The 20356-nt window shown below is 72.2% G+C and carries 18 protein-coding genes and 1 pseudogene; 13 read left to right on the top strand and 6 right to left on the bottom strand.

Features of this window, described 5'->3' with window-relative positions:
- Nucleotides 1–26 precede the first annotated feature (26 nt).
- The 3 genes from QP939_RS08945 to QP939_RS08935 all read left to right on the top strand — a co-directional run bounded on the left by QP939_RS08945 (nt 27) and on the right by QP939_RS08935 (nt 2344).
- On the top strand, nt 27–1646 hold the full coding sequence (locus QP939_RS08945) for a fatty acyl-AMP ligase (protein ID WP_285456153.1): 1620 nt from the start codon (nt 27–29) through the stop codon (nt 1644–1646).
- On the top strand, nt 1639–1890 hold the full coding sequence (locus QP939_RS08940; RefSeq protein ID WP_285456152.1) for an acyl carrier protein: 252 nt from the start codon (nt 1639–1641) through the stop codon (nt 1888–1890). The genes QP939_RS08945 and QP939_RS08940 overlap by 8 nt, the downstream gene beginning before the upstream one ends.
- Nucleotides 1891–2065: 175 nt before the next feature.
- The gene (locus QP939_RS08935; protein ID WP_285456151.1) at nt 2066–2344 is read left to right on the top strand and encodes a hypothetical protein; all 279 of its coding nucleotides are present in this window, start codon (nt 2066–2068) and stop codon (nt 2342–2344) included.
- A 145-nt stretch (nt 2345–2489) separates the two neighbouring features.
- Here QP939_RS08935 and QP939_RS08930 read toward each other — a convergent pair whose 3' ends face one another.
- Nucleotides 2490–2846 carry a hypothetical protein gene (locus QP939_RS08930; protein WP_285456150.1) on the bottom strand — a complete coding sequence of 119 codons (357 nt, stop codon included), beginning with the start codon at nt 2844–2846 and terminating at the stop codon, nt 2490–2492.
- A gap of 47 nt (nt 2847–2893) precedes the next feature.
- Nucleotides 2894–3106, bottom strand: a complete 213-nt coding sequence (locus tag QP939_RS08925) for a hypothetical protein (RefSeq protein ID WP_285456149.1) — start codon at nt 3104–3106, stop codon at nt 2894–2896.
- Nucleotides 3107–3136: 30 nt separating this feature from the next.
- Here QP939_RS08925 and QP939_RS08920 point away from each other — a divergent pair, with 30 nt between their 5' ends.
- Together QP939_RS08920 and QP939_RS08915 are read left to right on the top strand one after the other, a co-directional pair.
- Nucleotides 3137–4927, top strand: coding sequence for a hypothetical protein (locus QP939_RS08920; RefSeq protein WP_285456148.1), 1791 nt, complete (start codon nt 3137–3139; stop codon nt 4925–4927).
- A gap of 19 nt (nt 4928–4946) precedes the next feature.
- Nucleotides 4947–5399 (top strand): hypothetical protein, encoded by a 453-nt coding sequence (locus QP939_RS08915; protein WP_285456146.1) that lies wholly within the window; start codon nt 4947–4949, stop codon nt 5397–5399.
- 19 nt (nt 5400–5418) lie between these two features.
- On the opposite strand, the gene QP939_RS08910 is transcribed toward QP939_RS08915, so the two are convergent.
- Nucleotides 5419–6243, bottom strand: coding sequence for a dienelactone hydrolase family protein (locus tag QP939_RS08910; protein ID WP_285456145.1), 825 nt, complete (start codon nt 6241–6243; stop codon nt 5419–5421).
- A gap of 460 nt (nt 6244–6703) precedes the next feature.
- On the opposite strand from QP939_RS08910, the pseudogene glmS reads away from it, so the two are divergent.
- From glmS to tsaE, 8 genes and pseudogenes are all read left to right on the top strand, one after another.
- Nucleotides 6704–8567, top strand: a pseudogene (glmS, locus tag QP939_RS08905) (glutamine--fructose-6-phosphate transaminase (isomerizing)).
- Nucleotides 8568–8585: 18 nt separating this feature from the next.
- Nucleotides 8586–10025: an NAD(P)H-hydrate dehydratase gene (locus tag QP939_RS08900; protein ID WP_285456144.1), complete on the top strand. Its 1440-nt coding sequence runs from the start codon at nt 8586–8588 to the stop codon at nt 10023–10025.
- A gap of 56 nt (nt 10026–10081) precedes the next feature.
- A complete protein-coding gene (locus tag QP939_RS08895) occupies nt 10082–10915 on the top strand; it encodes a DeoR/GlpR family DNA-binding transcription regulator (RefSeq protein WP_285456143.1) in 834 nt (277 codons plus the stop codon).
- On the top strand, nt 10905–12335 hold the full coding sequence (gene xylB / locus QP939_RS08890; RefSeq protein ID WP_285456142.1) for a xylulokinase: 1431 nt from the start codon (nt 10905–10907) through the stop codon (nt 12333–12335). The genes QP939_RS08895 and xylB overlap by 11 nt, the downstream gene beginning before the upstream one ends.
- 3 nt (nt 12336–12338) lie before the next feature.
- Entirely contained in the window at nt 12339–13430 is a 1092-nt protein-coding gene (locus QP939_RS08885; protein ID WP_285456141.1) for an ABC transporter ATP-binding protein, read from the top strand.
- Between the two features lie 177 nt (nt 13431–13607).
- Complete coding sequence (gene alr / locus QP939_RS08880) at nt 13608–14723, top strand: alanine racemase (protein WP_285456139.1); 1116 nt, start codon at nt 13608–13610, stop codon at nt 14721–14723.
- Nucleotides 14720–15817, top strand: coding sequence for an alpha/beta fold hydrolase (locus QP939_RS08875; protein WP_285456138.1), 1098 nt, complete (start codon nt 14720–14722; stop codon nt 15815–15817). The genes alr and QP939_RS08875 overlap by 4 nt, the downstream gene beginning before the upstream one ends.
- The gene (tsaE, locus tag QP939_RS08870) at nt 15814–16278 is read left to right on the top strand and encodes a tRNA (adenosine(37)-N6)-threonylcarbamoyltransferase complex ATPase subunit type 1 TsaE (RefSeq protein ID WP_285456137.1); all 465 of its coding nucleotides are present in this window, start codon (nt 15814–15816) and stop codon (nt 16276–16278) included. Before QP939_RS08875 ends, tsaE begins: the two co-directional genes overlap by 4 nt.
- A 20-nt stretch (nt 16279–16298) precedes the next feature.
- Here the strand turns inward: tsaE and QP939_RS08865 are convergent, their stop codons facing one another.
- From QP939_RS08865 to QP939_RS08855, 3 genes are read right to left on the bottom strand one after another with little or no spacing between them, the layout of a single operon-like run.
- Nucleotides 16299–17498, bottom strand: coding sequence for an IS30 family transposase (locus tag QP939_RS08865; RefSeq protein ID WP_285456136.1), 1200 nt, complete (start codon nt 17496–17498; stop codon nt 16299–16301).
- A 52-nt stretch (nt 17499–17550) separates the two neighbouring features.
- Nucleotides 17551–18882 (bottom strand): carboxyl transferase domain-containing protein, encoded by a 1332-nt coding sequence (locus tag QP939_RS08860; protein ID WP_285456135.1) that lies wholly within the window; start codon nt 18880–18882, stop codon nt 17551–17553.
- A complete protein-coding gene (locus tag QP939_RS08855) occupies nt 18875–20299 on the bottom strand; it encodes an acyl-CoA synthetase (RefSeq protein WP_285456134.1) in 1425 nt (474 codons plus the stop codon). The genes QP939_RS08860 and QP939_RS08855 overlap by 8 nt, the downstream gene beginning before the upstream one ends.
- Nucleotides 20300–20356: the final 57 nt, after the last annotated feature.

Genomic DNA, 20356 nt, shown 5'->3' with positions numbered 1-20356 from the left:
CCACCACGGTAGGGCAGGATGGGGCCGTGCCGCCCGCAGAAGTCCCGGAAGACGTCCTGACCACGCCGTTCACGGACTACCTGCTCCGCAACGCCGCCGCAGACCGGCCCGCGTTCACCTGCCGCACCTTCCCCGGGCCCACCGACCACACCCTGACCTGGCCGCAGGTGCTCGCGCGCGTCCGCGGCGTCGCGCGGGAGCTGCGGCGGCACACCCGGCCGGGTGACCGGGTGGCGATCGTCGCCCGCCAGGACCTCGGGTACGTCCTCGCGTTCCTCGGCACGCTCTACGCCGGGCTCGTCGCGGTGCCGCTGTCGGTCCCGACCGGCCGCACCCACCGCGCCCGCATCGAGGCCGCCTTCGCGGACGCGACGCCGTCGGTCTGCCTGGCCTCGAAGAACCTCGTGGAAAAGGTTCCGCACGACGTCGTGCTGGCCGTCGAGGACATCGAGCCCGACGACGCCGAGCCGCCCGGCGTCGTGGCGATGACCGATCCCGCGTACCTGCAGTACACCTCGGGCTCGACGCGCCGCCCGGCCGGTGCGGTGATCTCGCACCGCGCGCTGGTGGCCAGCTGCTGGCAGAGCACCCGGCCCTACCACGCCGACGCGTCGAGCCACCTCGCCGGCTGGGTGCCGTTCTTCCACGACATGGGCCTGATCCTGCTCATCGGCGTCCCGGTGTTCCTCGGCGCGCGGTCGGTGTTCTTCACGCCGATGGAGTTCGTGCGCGACCCGCTCCGCTGGCTCCGGCTGCTCGCCGACCACCCGCGCGCGATCACCGCCGCGCCGAACTTCGCCTTCGACCTGGCCGCCGAGGCCGCGGGAGACCTCGAAGACGTCGACCTTTCGCACGTCAACGCCGTCCTCAACGGCAGCGAACCGGTCCGCGCGGCGAGCGTCGAGGCCTTCGACCGGGCCTTCGCGCCGTTCGGGCTGCCGCGCGCGGCGCACAAGCCGTGTTACGGGCTGGCCGAGGCGACGGTGTTCGTCGCGAGCGCGGGCGACGAAGGCCCGACGGTGACCGCGTTCGACCGGGACGCCCTCCGCGCCGGCGTCGCGAAGCCCGCCGAGGGCGGCGAGGCGCTGGTGGCTTCCGGCCTGCCGTACGGCCAGCGAGTAGAGATTGTCGACAAAGAGACCGGCGCGGCCATGCCCGACGGCGAGGTCGGCGAGATCCGCGTGTCCGGGCCCAACGTCGCCGACGGCTACTGGGGTCACCCCGAGCGCGGGGACGTCTTCACCGCCGACGGCCTGCGCACCGGCGACCTCGGCTTCGTCCACGACGGCCTGCTGTACGTCGCGGGACGGCTCAAGGACCTGATCATCGTCGACGGCCGCAACCACTACCCGCAGGACATCGAGGCCACCGTCGAGGCCGCGCACCCGGCCGTCCGGGCGGGCCGGGTCGCCGCGTTCGCGGTGCGGGACGGGCGCGGCGAAGGCGTCGCGGTCGTCGCCGGGAGCGCGGCCACCGGCGACGACGTCGAGACAGCCGTGCGGCGGGCCGTCTCCGCGGGCCACGACCTGCCGCTGCGCGCCCTGTGGCTCGTCCCGCCGGGCGCGGTGCCGCGGACCTCCAGCGGCAAGGTGTCCCGCGCGGCCGCCCGCGACCGGTGGTGGGGAGAGAATGACGGCCATGGATGACCTCGCCGACGAGATCCGGAAGATCGTCTGCCGCGCCCTCGAACTGCCGCCGGAGCGGCTCACCGACACGACCCCGTTCGACGACATCGGCATGACGTCCCGGCAGCGCGTCCAGCTGCTCGCGCGGGTCGAGGTGGCCTACGGCGTGTCCGTCGACCTGGACGAGCTCGACCGGCTGGTGGACGTCCGCGGCGTCGCCGAAGTCATTTCCGAGGCGCTCGCCGCGCAGCACCCCACCGGGTGAGTGCACTTCCGCGAAGCCCGGGTCGGGCCCGCGGCCGAACGCTAGACTCTGTGTGCATCTGCGATGGCACCGAACGGCGTCCGCGCGCGTCTCAGTCGGGAAACCCGAGCCTGGGACTGTGGGATCGAAGGGGGCAGCGACCATGCCAAACGGTTATGAAGCGAGTTCGGAGGCGATGACGCGAGCGCAGATGCGCCTCGCGGACGTCGCGGACGACCCGGCCGCGGAAGCGAAGAAGGTCGCCCCGACCGAGCTGAAGAAAGAAGACATGGGACGCGTCCACGGGGACGGTTTCGACAAGTACAAGACCGGCATCGACGAGATCGGTGCCGGGCTCACCGGCCTCTCGAACGCCCTGATGAACCTGGGCAGCGGCATCGGGGCGGCCGGCTCCAAGTACACCGCGCAGGAAGCCGACGCCGGCGCGCAGGCGAAAGCGGCGGGGAGCAAGTAATGGCCGACTGGGCGGAAATCAAGAAGATCCTCGACGACCCGAACGTCTCCATGGAGACTAAATCGGAGTTGATGGAGGAGTACGACCGCAACACCATCAACTTCAACGACGAAGAAGAAGAGTACGCGAAGAAGTACGTCGAGAACTACTCCGACGGCGGCAACGACGGGTACCGGGTCTTCGAAAACGACGACACCGACGAGATCGTCGCCCGCGCGAAGGAGGAGTCGGCGGCCAAGGGCAAGGAACAGCAGGCCCAGACCGACCGCAAGAACCAGGCGAAGAAGAACCTCGACGGGATCGCCGCGCCGACGCTGGGGGCCGGCGCGAAGTCGTCCGACGAAATGCTCGACCAGGGCAACGTCGCGGTCGACTTCCTCGTGCAGTGGACCGACGAGATCTGGAACAAGATCAAGGGCGGGTCCGGCCACATCGACTCGCAGAAGGACCTCCGCGACAAGTTCCACGAGAACCGCGGGATCCAGTTCCAGAAGTTCCTCACCGAGGCCGACGACCTGACCAAGGCGCACAAGGTCGTCGAGGACACGCTCACCAAGAGCGACACCGAGCTTCCGGACCCTCTTCGGGGAGTGGAAGGGCAAGGGCGCCAACGCGGCCGAGATCAAGTACGACGAGATCATCAAGCCGCACGCCAAGGAGCTCTCGCAGCAGATCGACGGCGCGGCGAAGCTGATCCCGCAGACCGTCACGCACGTCTACGACGCCGTCAAGAAGAAGGTCGACGAGGTCCTCGGCCTGCACCGCACCACGATCGCCCAGGCCGACATCAACATGGCCAAGGACGTCCTCAAGATCGCCAACGGCGAGACCGAGGAGTTCGACGACTTCATGAAGGTCGCGGGCTGGATCGACGCGGTCAACGCGAAGAACGGCAACCAGTCGAACCTCGCCGAGCGCCTGCAGAACGACGACTGCGGCTTCAACGACGAGAACAAGGAGTACGGGCGCAACGTCTGCCGCTACTGGCGCGACGGTGCGTTCACCACCGAGTACCAGGGCCTGATCAACGCGTTCAACGGCTCCTGCAAGACCGCCAAGGACACGATCGACCAGCAGTGGGGCGCGCTCGAGCGCTTCATGGACGGCTACCGCAACCAGCTCACCGAGGGCAAGAACGACAGCAAGCCCGACGACGGCGGCGGCGACCCGGGCAAGACCGACACCGGCGGTGGTGGCAAGAAGGACACCGGCGGGGGCGGGGGCACCGGCGGCGGCACGGGTGGCGGCACCGGCGGGGGCGGCAGCACGACGCCGTCGGCGACCGAGCCGCCGAAGGCCGAGGAGCCCCCGAAGCCGGACGACGGCAAGAACCCGATCACCGGCAAGCCGCTGGAGATCAACCCGGAGACCGGCGAGCCGTACCCGATCGACCCGAAGACCGGCGAAGCCATCAAGGACATGGACGACACCGACACGGTGTCGGTCAAGAAGGGCGACAACACGATCACGATGTCCGAGCCCGACGCCCAGGGCAAGCAGGACATCTCGGTGGACGACGGCCACGGCAACAAGAAGGACTACCACCTCGACTGGGGTGACGACGACAAGGCCGAGGCGGGCAAGGACGGCAAGGACGCCAAGGGCGCCGACGGCGGCTTCGGGCCGCAGGGTTCGCAGCAGGGCGCGGTCAAGGAGGGGCAGCCCTCGGCCGACGGCACGTACAAGCCGGGCCCGGACGGCAAGATCCACATCCAGGACGGCAACCTCAAGATCACGGCCGAGCGGCCGGAGGGCCCGGACGGCCCGACGATCGTGACGGTCGACGACGGCAAGGGCGAGCCGACCACCTACACCCTCGACGAGAAGGACGACCCGAAGGCGGGCGACCTCAAGGCGGACGACAAGGGCACCGACGGCAACGGCTCGGCGATCAAGCACGACGCGGACGCCGAGTCGGCGCTGAAGAAGGACCCGTCGCCGGACAACCCCGACCCGGGCTTCACGCGCGGTTCGGGCGAGGGCGGCTTCGTCGCGGGCGGTGGTTCGGGCGAGGGCGGCTTCGTCGCCGGTGGCGGTTCCGGCGGAGGCGGCTTCGCCGCGCCGGGCGGGCAGGACTTCTCCGGTGACTTCGGCGGCGGTGGCGGGGGCGGCGTCGCGGCCGAGCCCGCGGTGGCCGCGGCCGACGCCGGTGTCTCGGGCGGCGGCGCCGGTGGCGACGCGACGTCGACGGCGGGGGCGAGCGACTTCGGGTCGGCCGTCACCGGCGGCGGGTCGGCGGACTTCGCCGGCGCGGTGTCCCTGGACCCGGGCGCCCAGTCCGGCGCGAGTGACGCGTCGGTCCCGATGTCCGACGGCGGCGGGCTCGGCGCGACCCCGGTCGACCCGGGCATGCACCAGGCCGCGGCGAACTCGTCGAGCGGCATGAGCGGGATGAGCGGCATGGGTGGCATGGGCATGATGGGCGGCATGGGCGGCGCGCCCGGCGGGGGCGGCGGCGACCAGCAGCGCGGGCCCAGCCAGTACCGCATCGAAGGCGGCGTCTTCGAGACGAGCGGCGCGAAGGGCCGGATCAGCGGCTCGCTGGACGACGAGGGTGACCGCTCGATCCGGTACGACCGGTGACGAGGGCTGAGGAGGGCCGATGAGCAGCGCCGAAGACCGGTACCGCGCGGCGGTGTCCACGATGGACGCCGCGGCGCGGGAGCAGGACGAGCAGCGGGGGCTGCGCGAACGCCGCGTCGCGGAGGCCGAGGCGCAGGCGCGTGACGGGCTGCGCCAGGAGCTCGGGGCCGCGCAGAAGTACGCCGAGCACATGGACGAGCTCAACAAGCGCAAGCAGAGCGCGGGAGGCTGGGCGACGGAGAAGACGCTGGCCGACAAGGGCCGCGAGTCGCTGATGGAGTTCGGCGTCCAGGACGAGGAGGCGGCCCCGGCGTTCTCGGGCTACGCGGCCCCGGCCGCGGCACCCCCGCGTCCCGAACCGGCCCCGGAACCACCCCCGGCGGCGGCCGCACCCGAGCCGCCCCGGCGTGGACGCCACGCGCGTCAGCCGGACGACGAGGACGACTTCTCCAGCACCAGCTGGCTGGTCTGAGTCTCTGAGCGACGGGCCCTCAGTGGGCGGGTTCTTCTTCCCGCTCGATGGGGGCCCGTTTGACGTCCGCCTCCAGCAGGGGCCGGTACTTGCCGGTGCCGGTGAGGTGGGTGAGGAAGAAAGCGGTGAACAGGGCCCGCGTGAGCTGCTGGGTCCCGCGGTGCGGCTTGCCGTGCATGACGAACTGGGTCCAGTGCTTGCCTTCGGTGACGCCGAGGTGGGTGGCCTTGCCGAGGGTGCGGAGCTGGACGTCGTCGCCGCCCCAGGCGTCGGCGATGGCCTCGGCGTGCGCGACCTTGGGCGCGACGAGGTCTTCTTCGGCGGCCAGGTGCAGCCCGGGAACGGTGACGGCCTTGGCGGATTCGGAGGCGGGCGGCAGCGTCTGCGCGGGGGAGACGGTGGCGACGGCCTTGATCCGCGGGTTTTCGGCCTGCGCGTCCTGCGCCGCGGCGAGCACGGCGGAGCCGCCACCGGTGGAGTGCCCGGCGAGGCCGAGCTTGGCGGGATCGACGCTGATGCCGTCCGGCCCGAGCCGCACGGTGGTGACGACGTCCAGGGTGGTCAGCAGATCGGCGGCGAGCAGCCGGTGCGACGGAAGAGGCCCCCGCTGGGTGGCCGGAGCGGCGGCGACGATGCCCCAGCTGGCGAGGTGGTGCAGCAGCTGCCGGTACCGCTCGGGGGGCTGCAGCCAGCCGTGCCCGAAGGCGACGGCGGGCAGCCCGAGCCCGGCGCGCGGCGTGTAGACGACGCCGGGCAGTCCGACCAGGGCGAGGTTGCCTCGGAGGACCTCGTGCGGGCCTGGGTGCGTCAACTCCGCGAGCAGCTGCTTCGGCTTGCTGGCCATGGCCGGAACCCTACTGTGCGCCGCCGTCGAGGGCTCGCCCGCCGCCCGGCGCGCCGCACACACCGGTCGCCGCGGCGCGAGGTGCCTGGCGAGCCGCAGCCGCCACTCTCTGCCGCGCGCCCCTGGCCCCAAGCGCCCCAATGTGGCCTTGGTTGCGTCTGACGCACCGAAGGCCGCCTTGGGTGCGTCTGACGCACCGAAGGCCACATTGGGGCGCTCCACCCGCCCGGTCCCGGCCCGTCTCGGCGCGAGTTGTCGTGAGTGTTTAGGGCGGTTAGAACCGCCCTAAACACTCACGAGCGCGCCGCCGCCTTAAGCCGTGTGACCGGTCGCCCGTATCCCGGCACCCGTGTGGGTGACACCGCATTGGTCCGGACCACCGCCCAGCTCATCTCCCCAGGTCAACGGGCCTTTCCGGACCCCGTCAGCACCTCGAACGTCCCTCGTTAGGCTGGTGCGCGTGTGTGGAATCGTGGGATACGTCGGGCACCGCCCGGCTCTGGACGTCGTCCTCGGCGGGCTCCGGCGCATGGAGTACCGCGGTTACGACTCGGCCGGGGTCGCGGTCCTCGACGGTGCCGGTGCCCTGACCGTCGAGCGCAAGGCGGGCCGCCTCGCCAACCTGGAAGCCGAGCTCGACAAGGTCGGCCGGGAGAACTTCGGCGGGACCGCCGGCATGGGGCACACCCGGTGGGCCACCCACGGCGCGCCCGTCGACCGGAACTCGCACCCGCACCGCGACTCCACCCAGCGCGTCGCCGTCGTGCACAACGGCATCATCGAGAACTTCGCCACCCTGCGCGCCGAGCTCGAGGCCGCCGGGGTCGAGATGGCCAGTGACACCGACAGCGAGACCGCCGCCCACCTCATCGCCCGCGCCTACGACGAGGGCGACACCAAGGGCGACTTCACCGCCAGCGTCGCCGCCGTGTGCCGTCGGCTCGAAGGGGCCTTCACCCTCGTCGTGACGCACGCCGACCACCCCGACACCATCGTCGCCGCGCGGCGGTCTTCGCCGCTGGTTGTCGGCGTTGGCGAGGGTGAACACTTCGTCGCCTCCGACGTCGCTGCCTTCATCGAGCACACCCGCGAGGCCGTCGAACTGGGTCAGGACCAGCTCGTCGTCATCTCGCGCGAGGGCTACGAGGTCACCGACTTCCACGGCGACGCCGCCCAGGCCAAGCCGTTCACCGTCGACTGGGACCTCTCCGCCGCCGAGAAGGGCGGCCACGAGTACTTCATGCTCAAGGAGATCGAGGAGCAGCCCGAGGCGCTGGCCAACACGCTGCGCGGGCACTTCGAGTCCGGCCGCATCATCCTCGACGAGCAGCGCATCTCCGACCAGGACCTGCGCGACGTCGACAAGGTCTTCGTCGTCGCCTGCGGGTCGGCCTACCACTCCGGCCTGGTCGCCAAGTACGCCATCGAGCACTGGACGCGGCTGCCCGTCGAGGTCGAGCTGGCCTCCGAGTTCCGCTACCGCGACCCGGTCCTGGACCGCGACACGCTCGTCGTCGCGGTGTCCCAGTCCGGCGAAACCGCGGACACGCTCGAAGCCGTCCGGCACGCGCGCGAGCAGAAGGCGCGCGTCCTCGCCGTCTGCAACACCAACGGCGCGCAGATCCCGCGCGAGTCCGACGCCGTCCTCTACACCCACGCCGGGCCCGAGATCGGCGTCGCCTCGACCAAGGCGTTCCTCGCCCAGATCGCCGCCAACTACCTCGTCGGCCTGGCGCTGGCGCAGGCGCGCGGCACGAAGTACCCGGACGAGGTCGCCCGCGAGTTCGCCGAGCTGGAGGCCATGCCCGCGGCCGTCCACAAGGTACTGTCCACTGTGGAGCAGACGCGTGACCTCGGCCGCCGGATCGCCGACTCGCGCGCCGTGCTGTTCCTCGGCCGCCACGTCGGGTTCCCGGTCGCCCTCGAAGGCGCGCTGAAGCTCAAGGAGCTCGCGTACATGCACGCCGAGGGCTTCGCCGCCGGCGAGCTCAAGCACGGCCCGATCGCGCTGATCGAAGAGGGCCTGCCGGTCGTCGTCGTGATGCCGTCGCCGAAGGGCCGCGCGGTGCTGCACTCGAAGCTCGTCTCGAACATCAGTGAGATCCAGGCGCGCGGCGCCCGCACGATCGTGATCGCCGAAGAGGGCGACGAGACCGTCCGGCCGTTCGCCGACGAGCTGCATCGAGGTCCCCGCCGTCCCGACGCTGCTGCAGCCGCTCGTCTCCACCGTGCCGCTGCAGGTGCTCGCCGCGGAGATCGCCCGCGCCCGCGGGTACGACGTCGACAAGCCGCGTAACCTGGCGAAGTCGGTCACTGTCGAGTAACCCGCGGGAGGCCCCGCCGTGCAGGGAATCTGGACCACGGAACGGATTCGCGAGGCGGAGGGGCGGCTGTTCGCCGTCACGCCCGAAGGCGAGCTGATGCGGCGGGCGTCCTTCGGGCTGGCCGTCCACCTGGCCGGCTTCCTCGAAGACCACACCGGCGGCGTCTTCGGCCGCCGGGTCGTGCTGCTCGTCGGCTCCGGCGACAACGGCGGTGACGCGCTGTGGGCCGGGGCCTTCCTGCGCCGTCGCGGGGTGGCCGTCACGGCGATCCTGCTCAAGCCCGAGAAAGCCCACGCCAAGGGCCTCGAGGCGCTGAAGCGCGCCGGGGGCCATGTGGTGTCCGGCGCGGACGGTCCACAGTGGATCGCCAAGGCCGACGTCGTCGTCGACGGCATCATCGGCATCTCCGGCAAGGGCGCGTTGCGGCCGGACGCCGCACGGCTCGTCGGGCTGGTCGAAGCCCCGATCGTCGCGGTCGACCTGCCCAGCGGCGTCGATCCGGACACCGGCGCGGTCGACGGCCCCGCGGTGAAGGCGGCCAAAACGGTCACGTTCGGCGCGCTCAAGCCGGTGCACGCGCTCGCGCCCGCCCACTGCGGCGAGGTCGTGCTGGTCGACATCGGCCTCGACCTGACCGACCCCGACCTGCGCCGGCTGGACATCGTCGACGTCGCCGCGGCCTGGCCGGTGCCGGGCCCGGAGGACGACAAGTACAGCCAGGGAGTGGTCGGCATCGCGGCGGGCTCGGCGACGTACCCGGGCGCGGCGGTGCTCGCCGCGGGCTCGGCGGTCCGCGCGACGGCCGGGATGGTCCGGTACGCGGGCCACGCGGCCGACGTCGTCCGGGCGCAGTGGCCGGAGATCATCGCGACGGGCACGGTCGCCGACGCGGGCCGCGTCCAGGCGTGGGCGGTCGGGCCGGGCATCGGCACCGGCTCGGAGGGCCGGGACGTCCTGCGGTACGTGCTCGGCCAGGGCGTCCCGGTCTGCGCGGACGCCGACGCGACGACGATCATCGCGAAGTCCCCGGACGTCCTCGACGCCCGTGATCCGGACACGCCGCTGGTCCTGACGCCGCACGCGGGCGAGTACGAGCGCCTGATGGGCCGCAAGCCGGGCGCGGACCGCGTGACGGCGGCGCGCGACGCGGCGAAGAAGTACGACGCCGTGGTGCTGCTCAAGGGCCACTGCACGGTGATCGCGGCCCCGGACGGCCGCGTCGCGGTCAACACCCCGCGCGGCGCGTGGCTGGCGACCGCGGGCTCGGGCGACGTGCTGTCGGGCCTGGTCGGCGCGCTCCTGGCGGCCGGGTTGGACCCCTGGCTGGCGGCGAGCATGGCCGCGCACGTCCACTCGCTGGCGGGCGCGATCGCGGCCCAGAACGCCCCGACCTCGGCGTCGGCGCTGGTCCACGCGATCCCGGAGGCCCTCAGGTCGATCCGGTCGCTAACGTCCTGAGAAGAGTTATCGAGTTCTCTGTTAACTCGGGGCGATAAATCTGGTAAGAATGCCGTGTGAGCGGCGGCACAGCACCCGGAGACCGGAAGACCCGGCCGTCCGACGCCGTCGTCGAACAGCGGCGGCAGGACATCCTCGACCACGTCATTGAGCACGGTGCGGTGCGCATCGACGACCTGACCGCCCGGTTCAAGGTCAGCCTGATGACCATCCACCGCGACCTCGACGACCTGGCCGAACGCCGGCTCCTGCGCAAGCTGCGCGGCAAGGTCGAGGCCTACCCGGCGCTCACCATCGAGACCGCCGCCCGCTTCCGCGACACGCTCCACCACGGCGAGAAGGAAGCCCTCGGCGAGGCGGCCGCGAAGCACGTCCAGCCGGGGCAGACCGTCTTCGTCGATGACTCCACCACGCTGCTGCCGCTGGTCAAGCGGCTGGCCGAGATCGACGCGCTCACCGTCGTCACGAACTCGCTGCACGCCGCCCGGCTGCTGGGCCCCAAGGTCGAGGTCGTCCTCGCCGGGGGTCGTTATAGCCACGAGTACGACTCCTGCGCCGGTCCCGAGGTGCTCAACCTGCTCGACTCCATCCGCGCCGACGTCTCGTTCGTGTCGGTCACGGCGGTGGCCGTCGGGCGGCTCTACCACCCCGACCGCGACTACGCCGAGCTGAAGAAGGCCGCGCTGAAGGTCGCGAACGAGAACGTCCTCGTCGTCGACCACTCGAAGTTCGGCCGCACCGCCACCTACGCGCACGGCGACGTCGGCGACTACGACCTGCTGATCACCGGGGAGACCACGCCCACCGAGGAGATCGAGGCCGCGCTCAACGCGGGGACCGCGATCGAGATCGTCGAACACGTCGAGGAGGGGCAGCCCTATGACAGCTGAGCTGGTGGCCGGCATCGATTCGTCCACGCAGTCGACCAAGGTCGTCGTGTGCGACGCCGAAACCGGCGAGATCGTCCGCACCGGCCGCGCGCCGCACCCGGAGGGCACCGAAGTCGACCCCGCCGCCTGGTGGGACGCCTTCAAGGAGGCCACGAAGGGCCTGCTCGACGACGTCAAGGCCATCGGCGTCGGCGGTCAGCAGCACGGCATGGTGACCCTCGACGAGCACGGCGACGTCGTCCGGCCCGCGCTGCTGTGGAACGACACCCGCTCCGCGCAGGCGGCGCTCGACCTGATCGACGAGCTGGGCGGGCCGTCGGTCTGGGCGAAGTCCGTCGGCTCGGTGCCGGTCGCGAGCTTCACCGTGACGAAGCTGCGCTGGCTGGCCGAGAACGAGCCGCAGCTCGCCGACCGCGTCGCTCGTGTGCTGCTCCCGCACGACTGGCTGACCTGGAAGCTCACCGGCGGCGACCCGGTCACCGACCGCGGCGACGCGTCCGGCACCGGCTACTTCTCGCCGTCCGACAACGCCTACCGCCTCGACGTCCTGGCCCACGCGTTCGGCGGCCGGACGCCGGAGCTGCCGACCGTGCTCGGCCCGGCCGAAGCCGCCGGGCAGACCCCGGACGGGATGCTCGTCTCGGCCGGGACCGGCGACAACATGGCCGCCGCGCTCGCGCTCGAACTCCAGCCCGGCGACGTCGTCGTGTCGCTCGGCACCAGCGGCACGGTGTTCGGCGTCGCGGAAACCGGCGCGGCGGACGCGTCCGGCGAGGTCGCCGGGTTCGCCGACGCCACCGGCCGCTTCCTGCCGCTGGCCTGCACGCTCAACGCCGCCCGCGTCCTCACCGCGACGGCGTCGATGCTCGGGGCGACGCTGAGCGAGTTCGACCGGCTCGCGCTGACCGCCGAACCCGGCTCCGGCGGCCTGACCTTCCTGCCCTACCTCGACGGCGAGCGCACCCCGAACCTGCCGGGCGCGACGGGCTCGTTGAGCGGCCTGACCCGGGACAACATGACCCCGCAGAACCTCGCGCGCAGCGCCGTCGAAGGCATGCTGTGCGGCCTGGCCGCCGGGCTCGACGCGGTGCGCGCGCACGGCCTCGACGTCGGCCGCGTGCTGCTGATCGGCGGCGGCGCGCAGTCGGCCGCCGTCCGCGCGGTGGCGCCGCTGGTGTTCGGCGTGCCCGTGCAGCTGCCCGAAGTCGCCGAGTACGTCGCCATCGGGGCGGCGCGCCAGGCGGCGTGGGCCTTGACGTCCAGTGCGGAACCCCCGTCCTGGCAAGGAAACCAGAAGCTCCGGCTCGAGCTGGACGAGCCGACCGAGGCGCAGCGCGCCGAGGGCCACCGGATCCAGCAGCGCCACCTCGAAGCCCGCGAAGCGGCGTATGGGGTCCGGCGGAATCTCGGAGAGGACTGACCGATGGCTTCCATCACCTACGACAAGGCGACCCGGCGCTACCCCGGCGCCGAGCGCCCCGCGGTCGACGCGCTGGACCTGGAGATCGCCGACGGCGAGTTCCTGGTGCTGGTCGGCCCGTCCGGCTGCGGCAAGTCGACCAGCCTGCGCATGCTCGCCGGCCTCGAGGACATCGACGAAGGCGCCGTCTGGATCGGCGACCGCGACGTCACGCAGCTGCCGCCGCGCTCCCGCGACATCGCGATGGTGTTCCAGAACTACGCGCTGTACCCGCACATGACGGTCGCGCAGAACATGGGCTTCGCGCTGAAGATCGCCGGGCGCCCCGCGTCCGAGATCAAGCAGAAGGTGCTCGACGCGGCGAAGCTGCTGGACATCGAGCAGTACCTCGACCGCAAGCCGAAGGCGCTCTCCGGCGGTCAGCGCCAGCGCGTCGCGATGGGCCGCGCGATCGTCCGCGAGCCGCAGGTCTTCCTGATGGACGAGCCGCTGTCGAACCTGGACGCGAAGCTGCGCGTGTCGACGCGCACGCAGATCGCCGCGCTGCAGCGGCGCCTGGGTGTCACGACGGTGTACGTCACGCACGACCAGGTCGAGGCCATGACGATGGGTGACCGCGTCGCGGTGCTGTCGGACGGTCTCCTGCAGCAGTGCGACACCCCGCGCGCGCTGTACGACCGGCCCGCAAACGCTTTCGTCGCGGGCTTCATCGGCTCGCCGGCGATGAACCTGGTGACGGCGAAGCTGACGGCGGACGGCGCCGAGCTGGGCGGCGGCAGCGTCCCGCTGACCCGCGAGGTCATCGCCGCGGCCGACGGCGACACGGTGACGCTCGGCTTCCGCCCCGAGTCGCTCGAGGTGGTCAGCGAGGGCGAGAACACGGTGCCGATCAAGGTGGACCTGGTCGAGGAGCTCGGCTCGGACGCGTACGTCTACGGCAAGCTCGCCGAGACGGACGCGGAGGGCACGAAGTCCAACGTGGTCGCCCGGGTCGACCCGCGCACGCCGCCCGCCATGGGCGACACGCTCCACCTGCGGATCCGGCCGGACGAGCTGCACGTGTTCTCCGCCACGTCCGGGGCTCGCCTGCCCTGATTTGGGTCGCGCGCCCGGGGTGGGGATGCTCACCCCGGGCGCGCGGCTGCCTTGGTGTGCGGGGTGCGGCCTGCACGCTGGCCTCGGGTCCGCTCGCGGTCAGGGCCCGCGAGGTGGGCACGCTCACCTCGGGTGCACGCCACCCCCACCCCCGCGCATGGGAAACTGGAGGGCGCCATGACCTCCAGTTTCCCGCGCGCCCAGGTGGACATCGACCTCGACGCGATCCGCCACAACCTCACCCTGCTGGGCGCCCGCGCGCCCGGCTCCGAGGTGATGGCCGTGGTCAAAGCCGATGCCTACGGCCACGGTGCGCTTCCCGTGGCGCGCGCCGCCGTCGAGGCCGGGGCGAGCTGGCTCGGTACCTGCTCGCTCGGCGAGGCCCTCGCCCTGCGCGAAGCCGGGATCAGCACCCGGCTGTTCAGCTGGCTGGACACCCCCGACGTCGACTTCGCGCCGGGCATCGAGGCCGACATCGACCTCGCCGCCAGCTCGCTGGGTGAGCTTCGCCGCATCGCCGATGCCGCGAAACCGGGTACCCCGGCTCGTGTGCACCTCAAAATCGACACCGGGCTCTCGCGCAACGGCTGCCCGCCCGCCCGCTGGGCCGAGCTGGTCGAAGCGGCGGCCGCCGAACCGCGCGTCGACGTCGTCGCCATCTGGTCCCACCTCGCCTGCGCGGACGAACCCGAACACCCCTCCGTCGACATGCAGGCCAAGCGCTTCGCCGAGGCCTACGACGCCGCCCGCGCCGCCGGGCTCGACCCGAAGCGGCACCTGGCCAACTCCGCCGCCCTGCTGACCCGGCCCGACCTGCACTTCGACCTCGTGCGCCCGGGCATCGCGATGTACGGCCTCAACCCCGTGCCGCAGCCGGAAGACCTGCGCCCGGCCATGACGTTCCGCTCGGCCGTCGCGCTGGTCAAGCGCATCGACGCCGGGGAATCCGTCTCCTACGGGCACACCTGGACCGCGCCGCGTGACACGAACCTCGCGCTCATCCCCGCCGGGTACGCCGACGGTGTGCCGCGCAGCCTGTCCGGGCGGATGGACGTCTACCTCGGCGGGCAGCGGCGGCCGGTCGCCGGGCGGGTCTGCATGGACCAGCTGGTCGTCGACTGCGGTGACTACGAGCCGTCCGTCGGGGACGAAGTCGTCCTCTTCGGCCAGGGGACGCGCGGCGAGCCGACGGCCCGGGAATGGGCCGACAAGCTGGGCACCATCGACTACGAGATCGTCACCTCGATGTACCGGCCGCGCGTCCGCCGCCGGTATCTGGGGGCGCGTTCGTGACACCTTCACGACGACTGCTGGCCATCGCCGGCGGGGTCGGGGCCGTGGCCACCGGGACCGCCGCCGCCATCGCCGTCGCCGCGCAGCAGCGGCGGCACAGTGAGGATCCGTACGTGGACGAGCCGCTGGGGGACCTGAAGCCCGACCGCACTTCGACGGTCGCGGCCGAGGACGGCACGCCGCTTTCGGTCGAGGAGATCGACCCGGAGGACGGCGGCGAACCGGAACTGACCGTCGTGGGCGTGCACGGCTTCGCGCTTTCCCGGCGCTGCTGGCACTTCCAACGTCGAGACCTCGCGAAGCTCAGCCTGCCGCGCGTGCGCCAGGTCTACTACGACCACCGCAGCCACGGCCTTTCCGGCGCGGCCACCGCGGAGACGTCGACCATCGAGCAGCTGGCCCGCGACCTCGACTGCGTGCTGCGGTCGGTGGTGCCGGACGGGCCCATCGTGCTGCTGGGGCACTCGATGGGCGGCATGGTGATCATGGAGCTGGCCGCCGAGTTCCCCGAGCTGTTCGAAGACCGCGTGTGCGGCGTCGCGTTCATCGCGACGGCGGCGGGTGAAGTCGGCGCACGCGGGTTGCCGCGTTCGCTGCTCTCGAAGTACAACCCGCTGACGCGCGCCGCCGGGGGTCTCGCCGGCTGGCAGCCCGGGCTGGTGGAGTTCGTGCGCGCGGCGGGCGGGCAGCTGACGCGCCAAGCCGTGCGACGGCTGGCGTTCGGCAGTCGCGACGTCGCGCCGCGGCTCGTCGACTTCATGCTCGAGATGCTCGAAGTGACGCCGGTGCGCGGGCTCGTGAACTTCGTCGACACGCTCGGCAGCCACAACCGCTACGCCGCGCTGGCCGGGCTGAAGCACGCGGAAGTGCTCGTCATCGGCGGCGATTCGGACCGGTTCACGCCGTTCGCGCACGCCGAGCGGATCGCGGCCGAGCTGCCCGACGCGGAGCTGGTGCGCGTCCGCGGCGCCGGCCACATGGTCCAGCTCGAGCAGCCCGAGCTGGTGAACAGCCATCTGATCGATCTCCTGCAGCGCTGTTCCGGTGTGGACGGCGAAACCTCGGCCCGGCGAAACTGGTGGTGGCAGCGTTGACAATGGTGTTCCCGACACCCGACGACACGATGGACTTCGGGCGCGCGCTCGGCCGCGTCCTGCGCGCGGGCGACCTGGTCCTCCTGGCCGGGCCGCTGGGCGCGGGTAAGACGACGCTGACCCGCGGCATCGCGGACGGCCTCGGCGTCGGCGGCCGCGTCAGCTCCCCGACGTTCGTCCTCGCGCGCGTCCACCCGGCGGGCGCTTCCGGCGTGCCCCTGGTGCACGTGGACGCGTACCGCCTGGGCGGCGACCTGTCCCAGCTGGACGACCTGGACCTGGACACGGACCTGGAGCGCTCGGCGATCGTGGTCGAGTGGGGCGAGGGCTCGGCGGAGCGCCTGTCGGACGACTACCTGGTGGTCCGGCTGGACCGCCGCGAGGACGACGTCCGCGAGGTGACCCTGGAACCGCACGGCTCCTGGGCCGACCGGGTGCCGGAGCTCGCCCAGACCTCGTGAGTGAGAAACAGTGGGTGGTTTCAAGCGGTCGTCGCAACAGGGTCCTGTGTGGACAGTAGCATCGCGAGGCGTTCGGCTGGGGTGTCCCAGCCGAGCGTCTTGCGCGGGCGGCCGTTGAGTTCGGCAGCGACTTTCGCCAGGTCAGTAGGGGTGTGTACCGACAGATCGGTGCCTGTGGGGAAGTACTGCCGCAGCAGCCCGTTGGTGTTCTCGTTCGACCCGCGCTGCCAGGGCGAGTGCGGATCACAGAAGTAGATCGCCATGTCGGTGGCCAGGGTGATGGTGGCGTGCTGGGCCATCTCGGTGCCCTGATCCCAGGCCAGCGACCGGCGCAGCTCCTGCGGCAACCCCCGGATGACGGTGATCATCGCCTCGGCGACCGCGGCGGCGTCTTTGCCGCCGGGCAGGTGCAGCAGCAGGCAGAACCGGGTGCTGCGCTCGACCAGGGTCCCGATCACCGAGCGGCCGTCCTTGCCGACGATCAGGTCGCCTTCCCAGTGCCCCGGGACGGCCCGGTCGGCGGCCTCGGCGGGCCGCTCGGAGATCGGGACCATCCCGGCGATCCTGCCCTGACGGGTCCGGCGCCCGTCGGAGGTGCGATGGGGCTTGCGGATCGCGCGTCCGGTGCGCAGGCACGCGGCCAGCTCCCGGCGCAGCGCACCGCGGCCTTGGACGTAGATGGCCTGGTAGATCGTTTCGTGGGTCACGTGCATCCTCGGCTGGTCGGGGAAGTCCCGTTTCAGCCTGGCAGCGATCTGCTCGGGCGACCACCGCGCGGTCAGGTCCTGCTGGACACGGTCGTGCAGGACCGGGTCGGTGGCCAGTTTCGCGGGTTTCGGTCGTTTCGCGCGGTGTTCGGCAATGTGCTGGGCGGTGCTGGCCCGATAGCGGCCACCACCGCCGGTGCTGTTGCGGTCCAGTTCCCGCCCGATGGTGGAGCGGTGGCGGCCCAGCCGCCGCGCGATCTCCGCCCGTGGCACGTCCTGGGCGTGCAGGACCATGATCTCCTCCCGCTCGGCCAGCGAGAGATAGCGGCTCGAGCAGGCTGTCGGCGCGTTGGTGATCACGCCTCCAGCCTGCTCGAACAGTCGTCTTCCGCTGGCCGGCGACACGCCCGCGGCCCTCGCGGCGTGTTCTACGGGCAGCCCTGCTCGGATCTGGTCCCAGAATGCCACCCGGACGTCGCGGGACAGCCACCGACGGCGATCGTTTTCGGTCATGGCAACACCTCTCAGGTCAGGTGTTGCAACGACCGCTAGAACCCAAGGTGTTCTAACCCTGTTTCTCACTCACGACCGCGCGGGCGACGCCCAGGTCCATCAGGTCCTGGGGGCGCAGGTGCAGCTGGTTCGCCAGCGCAGGGACCTCCGAAGCCGGACGCTTGAGGATCGCCGCCGCGGCTTCCGGGGATGTCACCGAGAAGTACGCGTCCGGCGCCACCCACGTCGAGTCCGCCGCCGCGAACGCCAGTGCGCCACCCGATCCGCCTTCGCCGATCACCAGCGTCGTCACCGGGACCGACGCCGTCGCCACCGCCTCGAACATCTCCGCGATCGCGCCGCCCGCGCCCGTCCGCTCCGCCTCCGCGTCGTTCGCCGCGCCCGGGGTGTCCACCAGCGTCAGCACCGGGATCCTCAGCCGGGACGCCAGTCGCACCAACCGGGCCGCCGTGCGGAAACCCGCGGGCGACGTCGGTGTGCCGCACTGGGCCGCGTACGCGATCGTCCGCCCGTCGCGCCAGCCGAAGCCGCACGCCACGCCGGGATCGACGCCGCCGCAACGGTCTCCGCTGATGTCCTCCCGCCAGCCGAAGTACGCGTCGAGGTACTCGGCCGCGCGGGCCCGCCGCGGTGAGCGCGCCGCCTGGACCGCTTCCCAGCCGGTCGCCGGCAAATCCGCCGGACGCAGCGCCGAAGGCGGCGGCGCGGCCGCGGACGACCGCGCGGTCAGCAAGCGCAGCCACCGTTCCAGCGCCGGGCCGAGCTGATCCGGCGCGACCAGCGCGTCGACCTGACCCCACTCGTACTTGGCCTCCGCGGTGTACGCCTCCGGCGAGCCCGACGGACGCACTCGCGAGCCCGCGAAGCCCACCTGCGCGTCCGGCAGCGCGAGGATGACGTCGGCACCCGCGCCGAGCGTCGCCCAGCCGCCGCCGGTCGTCGGGTCGCGCAGCACCGAGATCTGGGGGATGCCGGATGCCCGCGTCAACGCCGACGCCCGCGCCACCCGCTGCAGCTGCATCAACGCCCGCATGCCCTGCTGCATGCGGCTGCCGCCGGTGGAAATCAGCGACACCACCGGCAGCCGCGCGTCGCGGGCGTGGGCGAACGCCGCCTCGATGCGGTCGCCCGTGCGCTGCCCGAGCGAGCCGCCGAGGAACCCGAACTCGAACGCGATCAGCACGGCCTCGGTGTCGCCGATCTTCGCCGTCCCGCAGACGACCGACTCTTTCTCGCCGGTGCGCTCTTCCGCCGCCGCACGGGCTTCGCGGTAGCCCGGCCAGTCGATCGGCCCGTCGGCGGGCTCTTCGCGCAGCGGGGTGGGGAACTCCGTGAAGCCGTTCGCGAGCGCGCCGACGACCTCGCGCGCCGGCGGCCTAGGCACCGAGCGCCCGCTTCATGACCTTGCCCATGTCGTTGCGCGGCAACGCGTCCAGGTACCGGACGACCCGCGGCCGCTTGTGCGGCGCGAGCAGCCGGGCGACGTGGTCGGCCAGCTCGTCGGCCGCGGGCGGCTCACCCGAGGCCACGATCCACGCGACGATCCGCTCGCCCAGGTCGTCGTCCGGCTCGCCGGTGACGGCCGCCTCCGCGACGCCGGGGTGTTCGAGCAGTGCGTTCTCGATCTCGCCCGCGCCGATCTTGTAGCCGCCGCTCTTGATCAGGTCGGTCGCCTTGCGCCCGACGATCTTGACGTAGCCGTCGGCGTCGCGGGTCGCCATGTCGCCGGTGCGGAACCAGCCGTCGTCGAACGCCGCCGCCGTCGCGTCCGGGCGGTTGAGGTACTCGGTGAACAGGTTCGGGCCGCGCACCTGGATTTCGCCGACCGTCTCGACGTCGTCGATCACTTCGCCCGCTTCGCCGACCAGCCGGAGTTCGACGCCCCGCAGCGGGACGCCGACGGTGCCGGGCTTGCGCTCGCCGTCCGCGCGGACGCTCGTGTTCATCAGCGTCTCGGTCATCCCGTACCGCTCGACGACCTGCTGGCCGGTCGCCTGGGTGATCCGCTGGTGGTCGTGCACGGGCAGCGCCGCGGACCCGGACACGAGAAGCCTCGCTTTGCGAAGGGCGTCCGCCAGCGCCGTGTTCGTGCCGACCTCGCCCGCGATGCGGTGGTACATGGTCGGGACGCCGAACAGCATCGTCGCGCCATTCGAGAGCTCCCGCGCGACGCCCTCGGTGGAGAACCCGCCGAGGTGGCGCACGGAGCCGCCGCGCCGCAGCGGCCCGAGGATGCCGAGGATCAGGCCGTGCACGTGGAACAGCGGCAGCGCGTGCACGAGGACGTCGTCGCCGGTCCAGCCCCAGGCGTCTTCGAGGGCGTCGAGCGTCGTCGCGAGCGCGCGCCGGGGGAGGACGACGCCCTTGGGCGGGCCGGTCGTGCCCGAGGTGTAGACGATCAACGCGGGTGTCTCGGGGTCCGGTTCTTCCGCGAGCGGCCCGGCTTCCCCGGTCAGCGGGATGTCGCGGCGGGGGAGCGCCGCGAGGCCTTCGGGCAGCTCGACGCCGGGCTCGGCGAGCACCAGCTGCGGCTCGCTGTCGGCCAGGATATGCGTCAGCTCGCGCTCGCCGATCTTCGGGTTGAGCGGCACGGCCGGGACCCCCGCCAGCAGCGCGGCGACGACGGCGACGCTCGTGTGCACGGTCGGCGTCGCCCACACGGCGACGCGGCCGCGGGGCAGCTCGCGGGCGAGCCCGCCGGCGACCGCGGCGAGCTCGGCGTGGGTCAGGACGTGGTCGCCGAAGCGCAGGGCCTCGGAGGCGGAACCGTCGGCGAGGGTGGGGAACAACGGGGCGGGCACCGCGGGGACCTCCCAGAGTCGGACTCCATCCGCACGTTACCCTGCGGATCCGTCCCC

Source organism: Amycolatopsis nalaikhensis (genome assembly GCF_030264295.1).
GTDB classification, from domain to species: Bacteria; Actinomycetota; Actinomycetes; order Mycobacteriales; family Pseudonocardiaceae; genus Amycolatopsis; species Amycolatopsis nalaikhensis.
This window is presented reverse-complemented; position numbering and strand designations above follow the sequence as displayed.

Excerpts from the sequence above, each read along its gene's own strand:
- QP939_RS08915 (WP_285456146.1), top strand. The coding sequence starts at position 4,947 with ATGAGCAGCGCCGAAGACCGGTACCGCGCGGCGGTGTCCACGATGGAC.
- QP939_RS08885 (WP_285456141.1), top strand. The coding sequence starts at position 12,339 with ATGGCTTCCATCACCTACGACAAGGCGACCCGGCGCTACCCCGGCGCC.
- QP939_RS08910 (WP_285456145.1), bottom strand. The coding sequence starts at position 6,243 with ATGGCCAGCAAGCCGAAGCAGCTGCTCGCGGAGTTGACGCACCCAGGC.
- xylB (WP_285456142.1), top strand. The coding sequence starts at position 10,905 with ATGACAGCTGAGCTGGTGGCCGGCATCGATTCGTCCACGCAGTCGACC.
- QP939_RS08940 (WP_285456152.1), top strand. The coding sequence starts at position 1,639 with ATGGATGACCTCGCCGACGAGATCCGGAAGATCGTCTGCCGCGCCCTC.
- QP939_RS08920 (WP_285456148.1), top strand. The coding sequence starts at position 3,137 with ATGGCCAAGGACGTCCTCAAGATCGCCAACGGCGAGACCGAGGAGTTC.
- alr (WP_285456139.1), top strand. The coding sequence starts at position 13,608 with ATGACCTCCAGTTTCCCGCGCGCCCAGGTGGACATCGACCTCGACGCG.
- QP939_RS08935 (WP_285456151.1), top strand. The coding sequence starts at position 2,066 with ATGACGCGAGCGCAGATGCGCCTCGCGGACGTCGCGGACGACCCGGCC.
- QP939_RS08865 (WP_285456136.1), bottom strand. The coding sequence starts at position 17,498 with ATGACCGAAAACGATCGCCGTCGGTGGCTGTCCCGCGACGTCCGGGTG.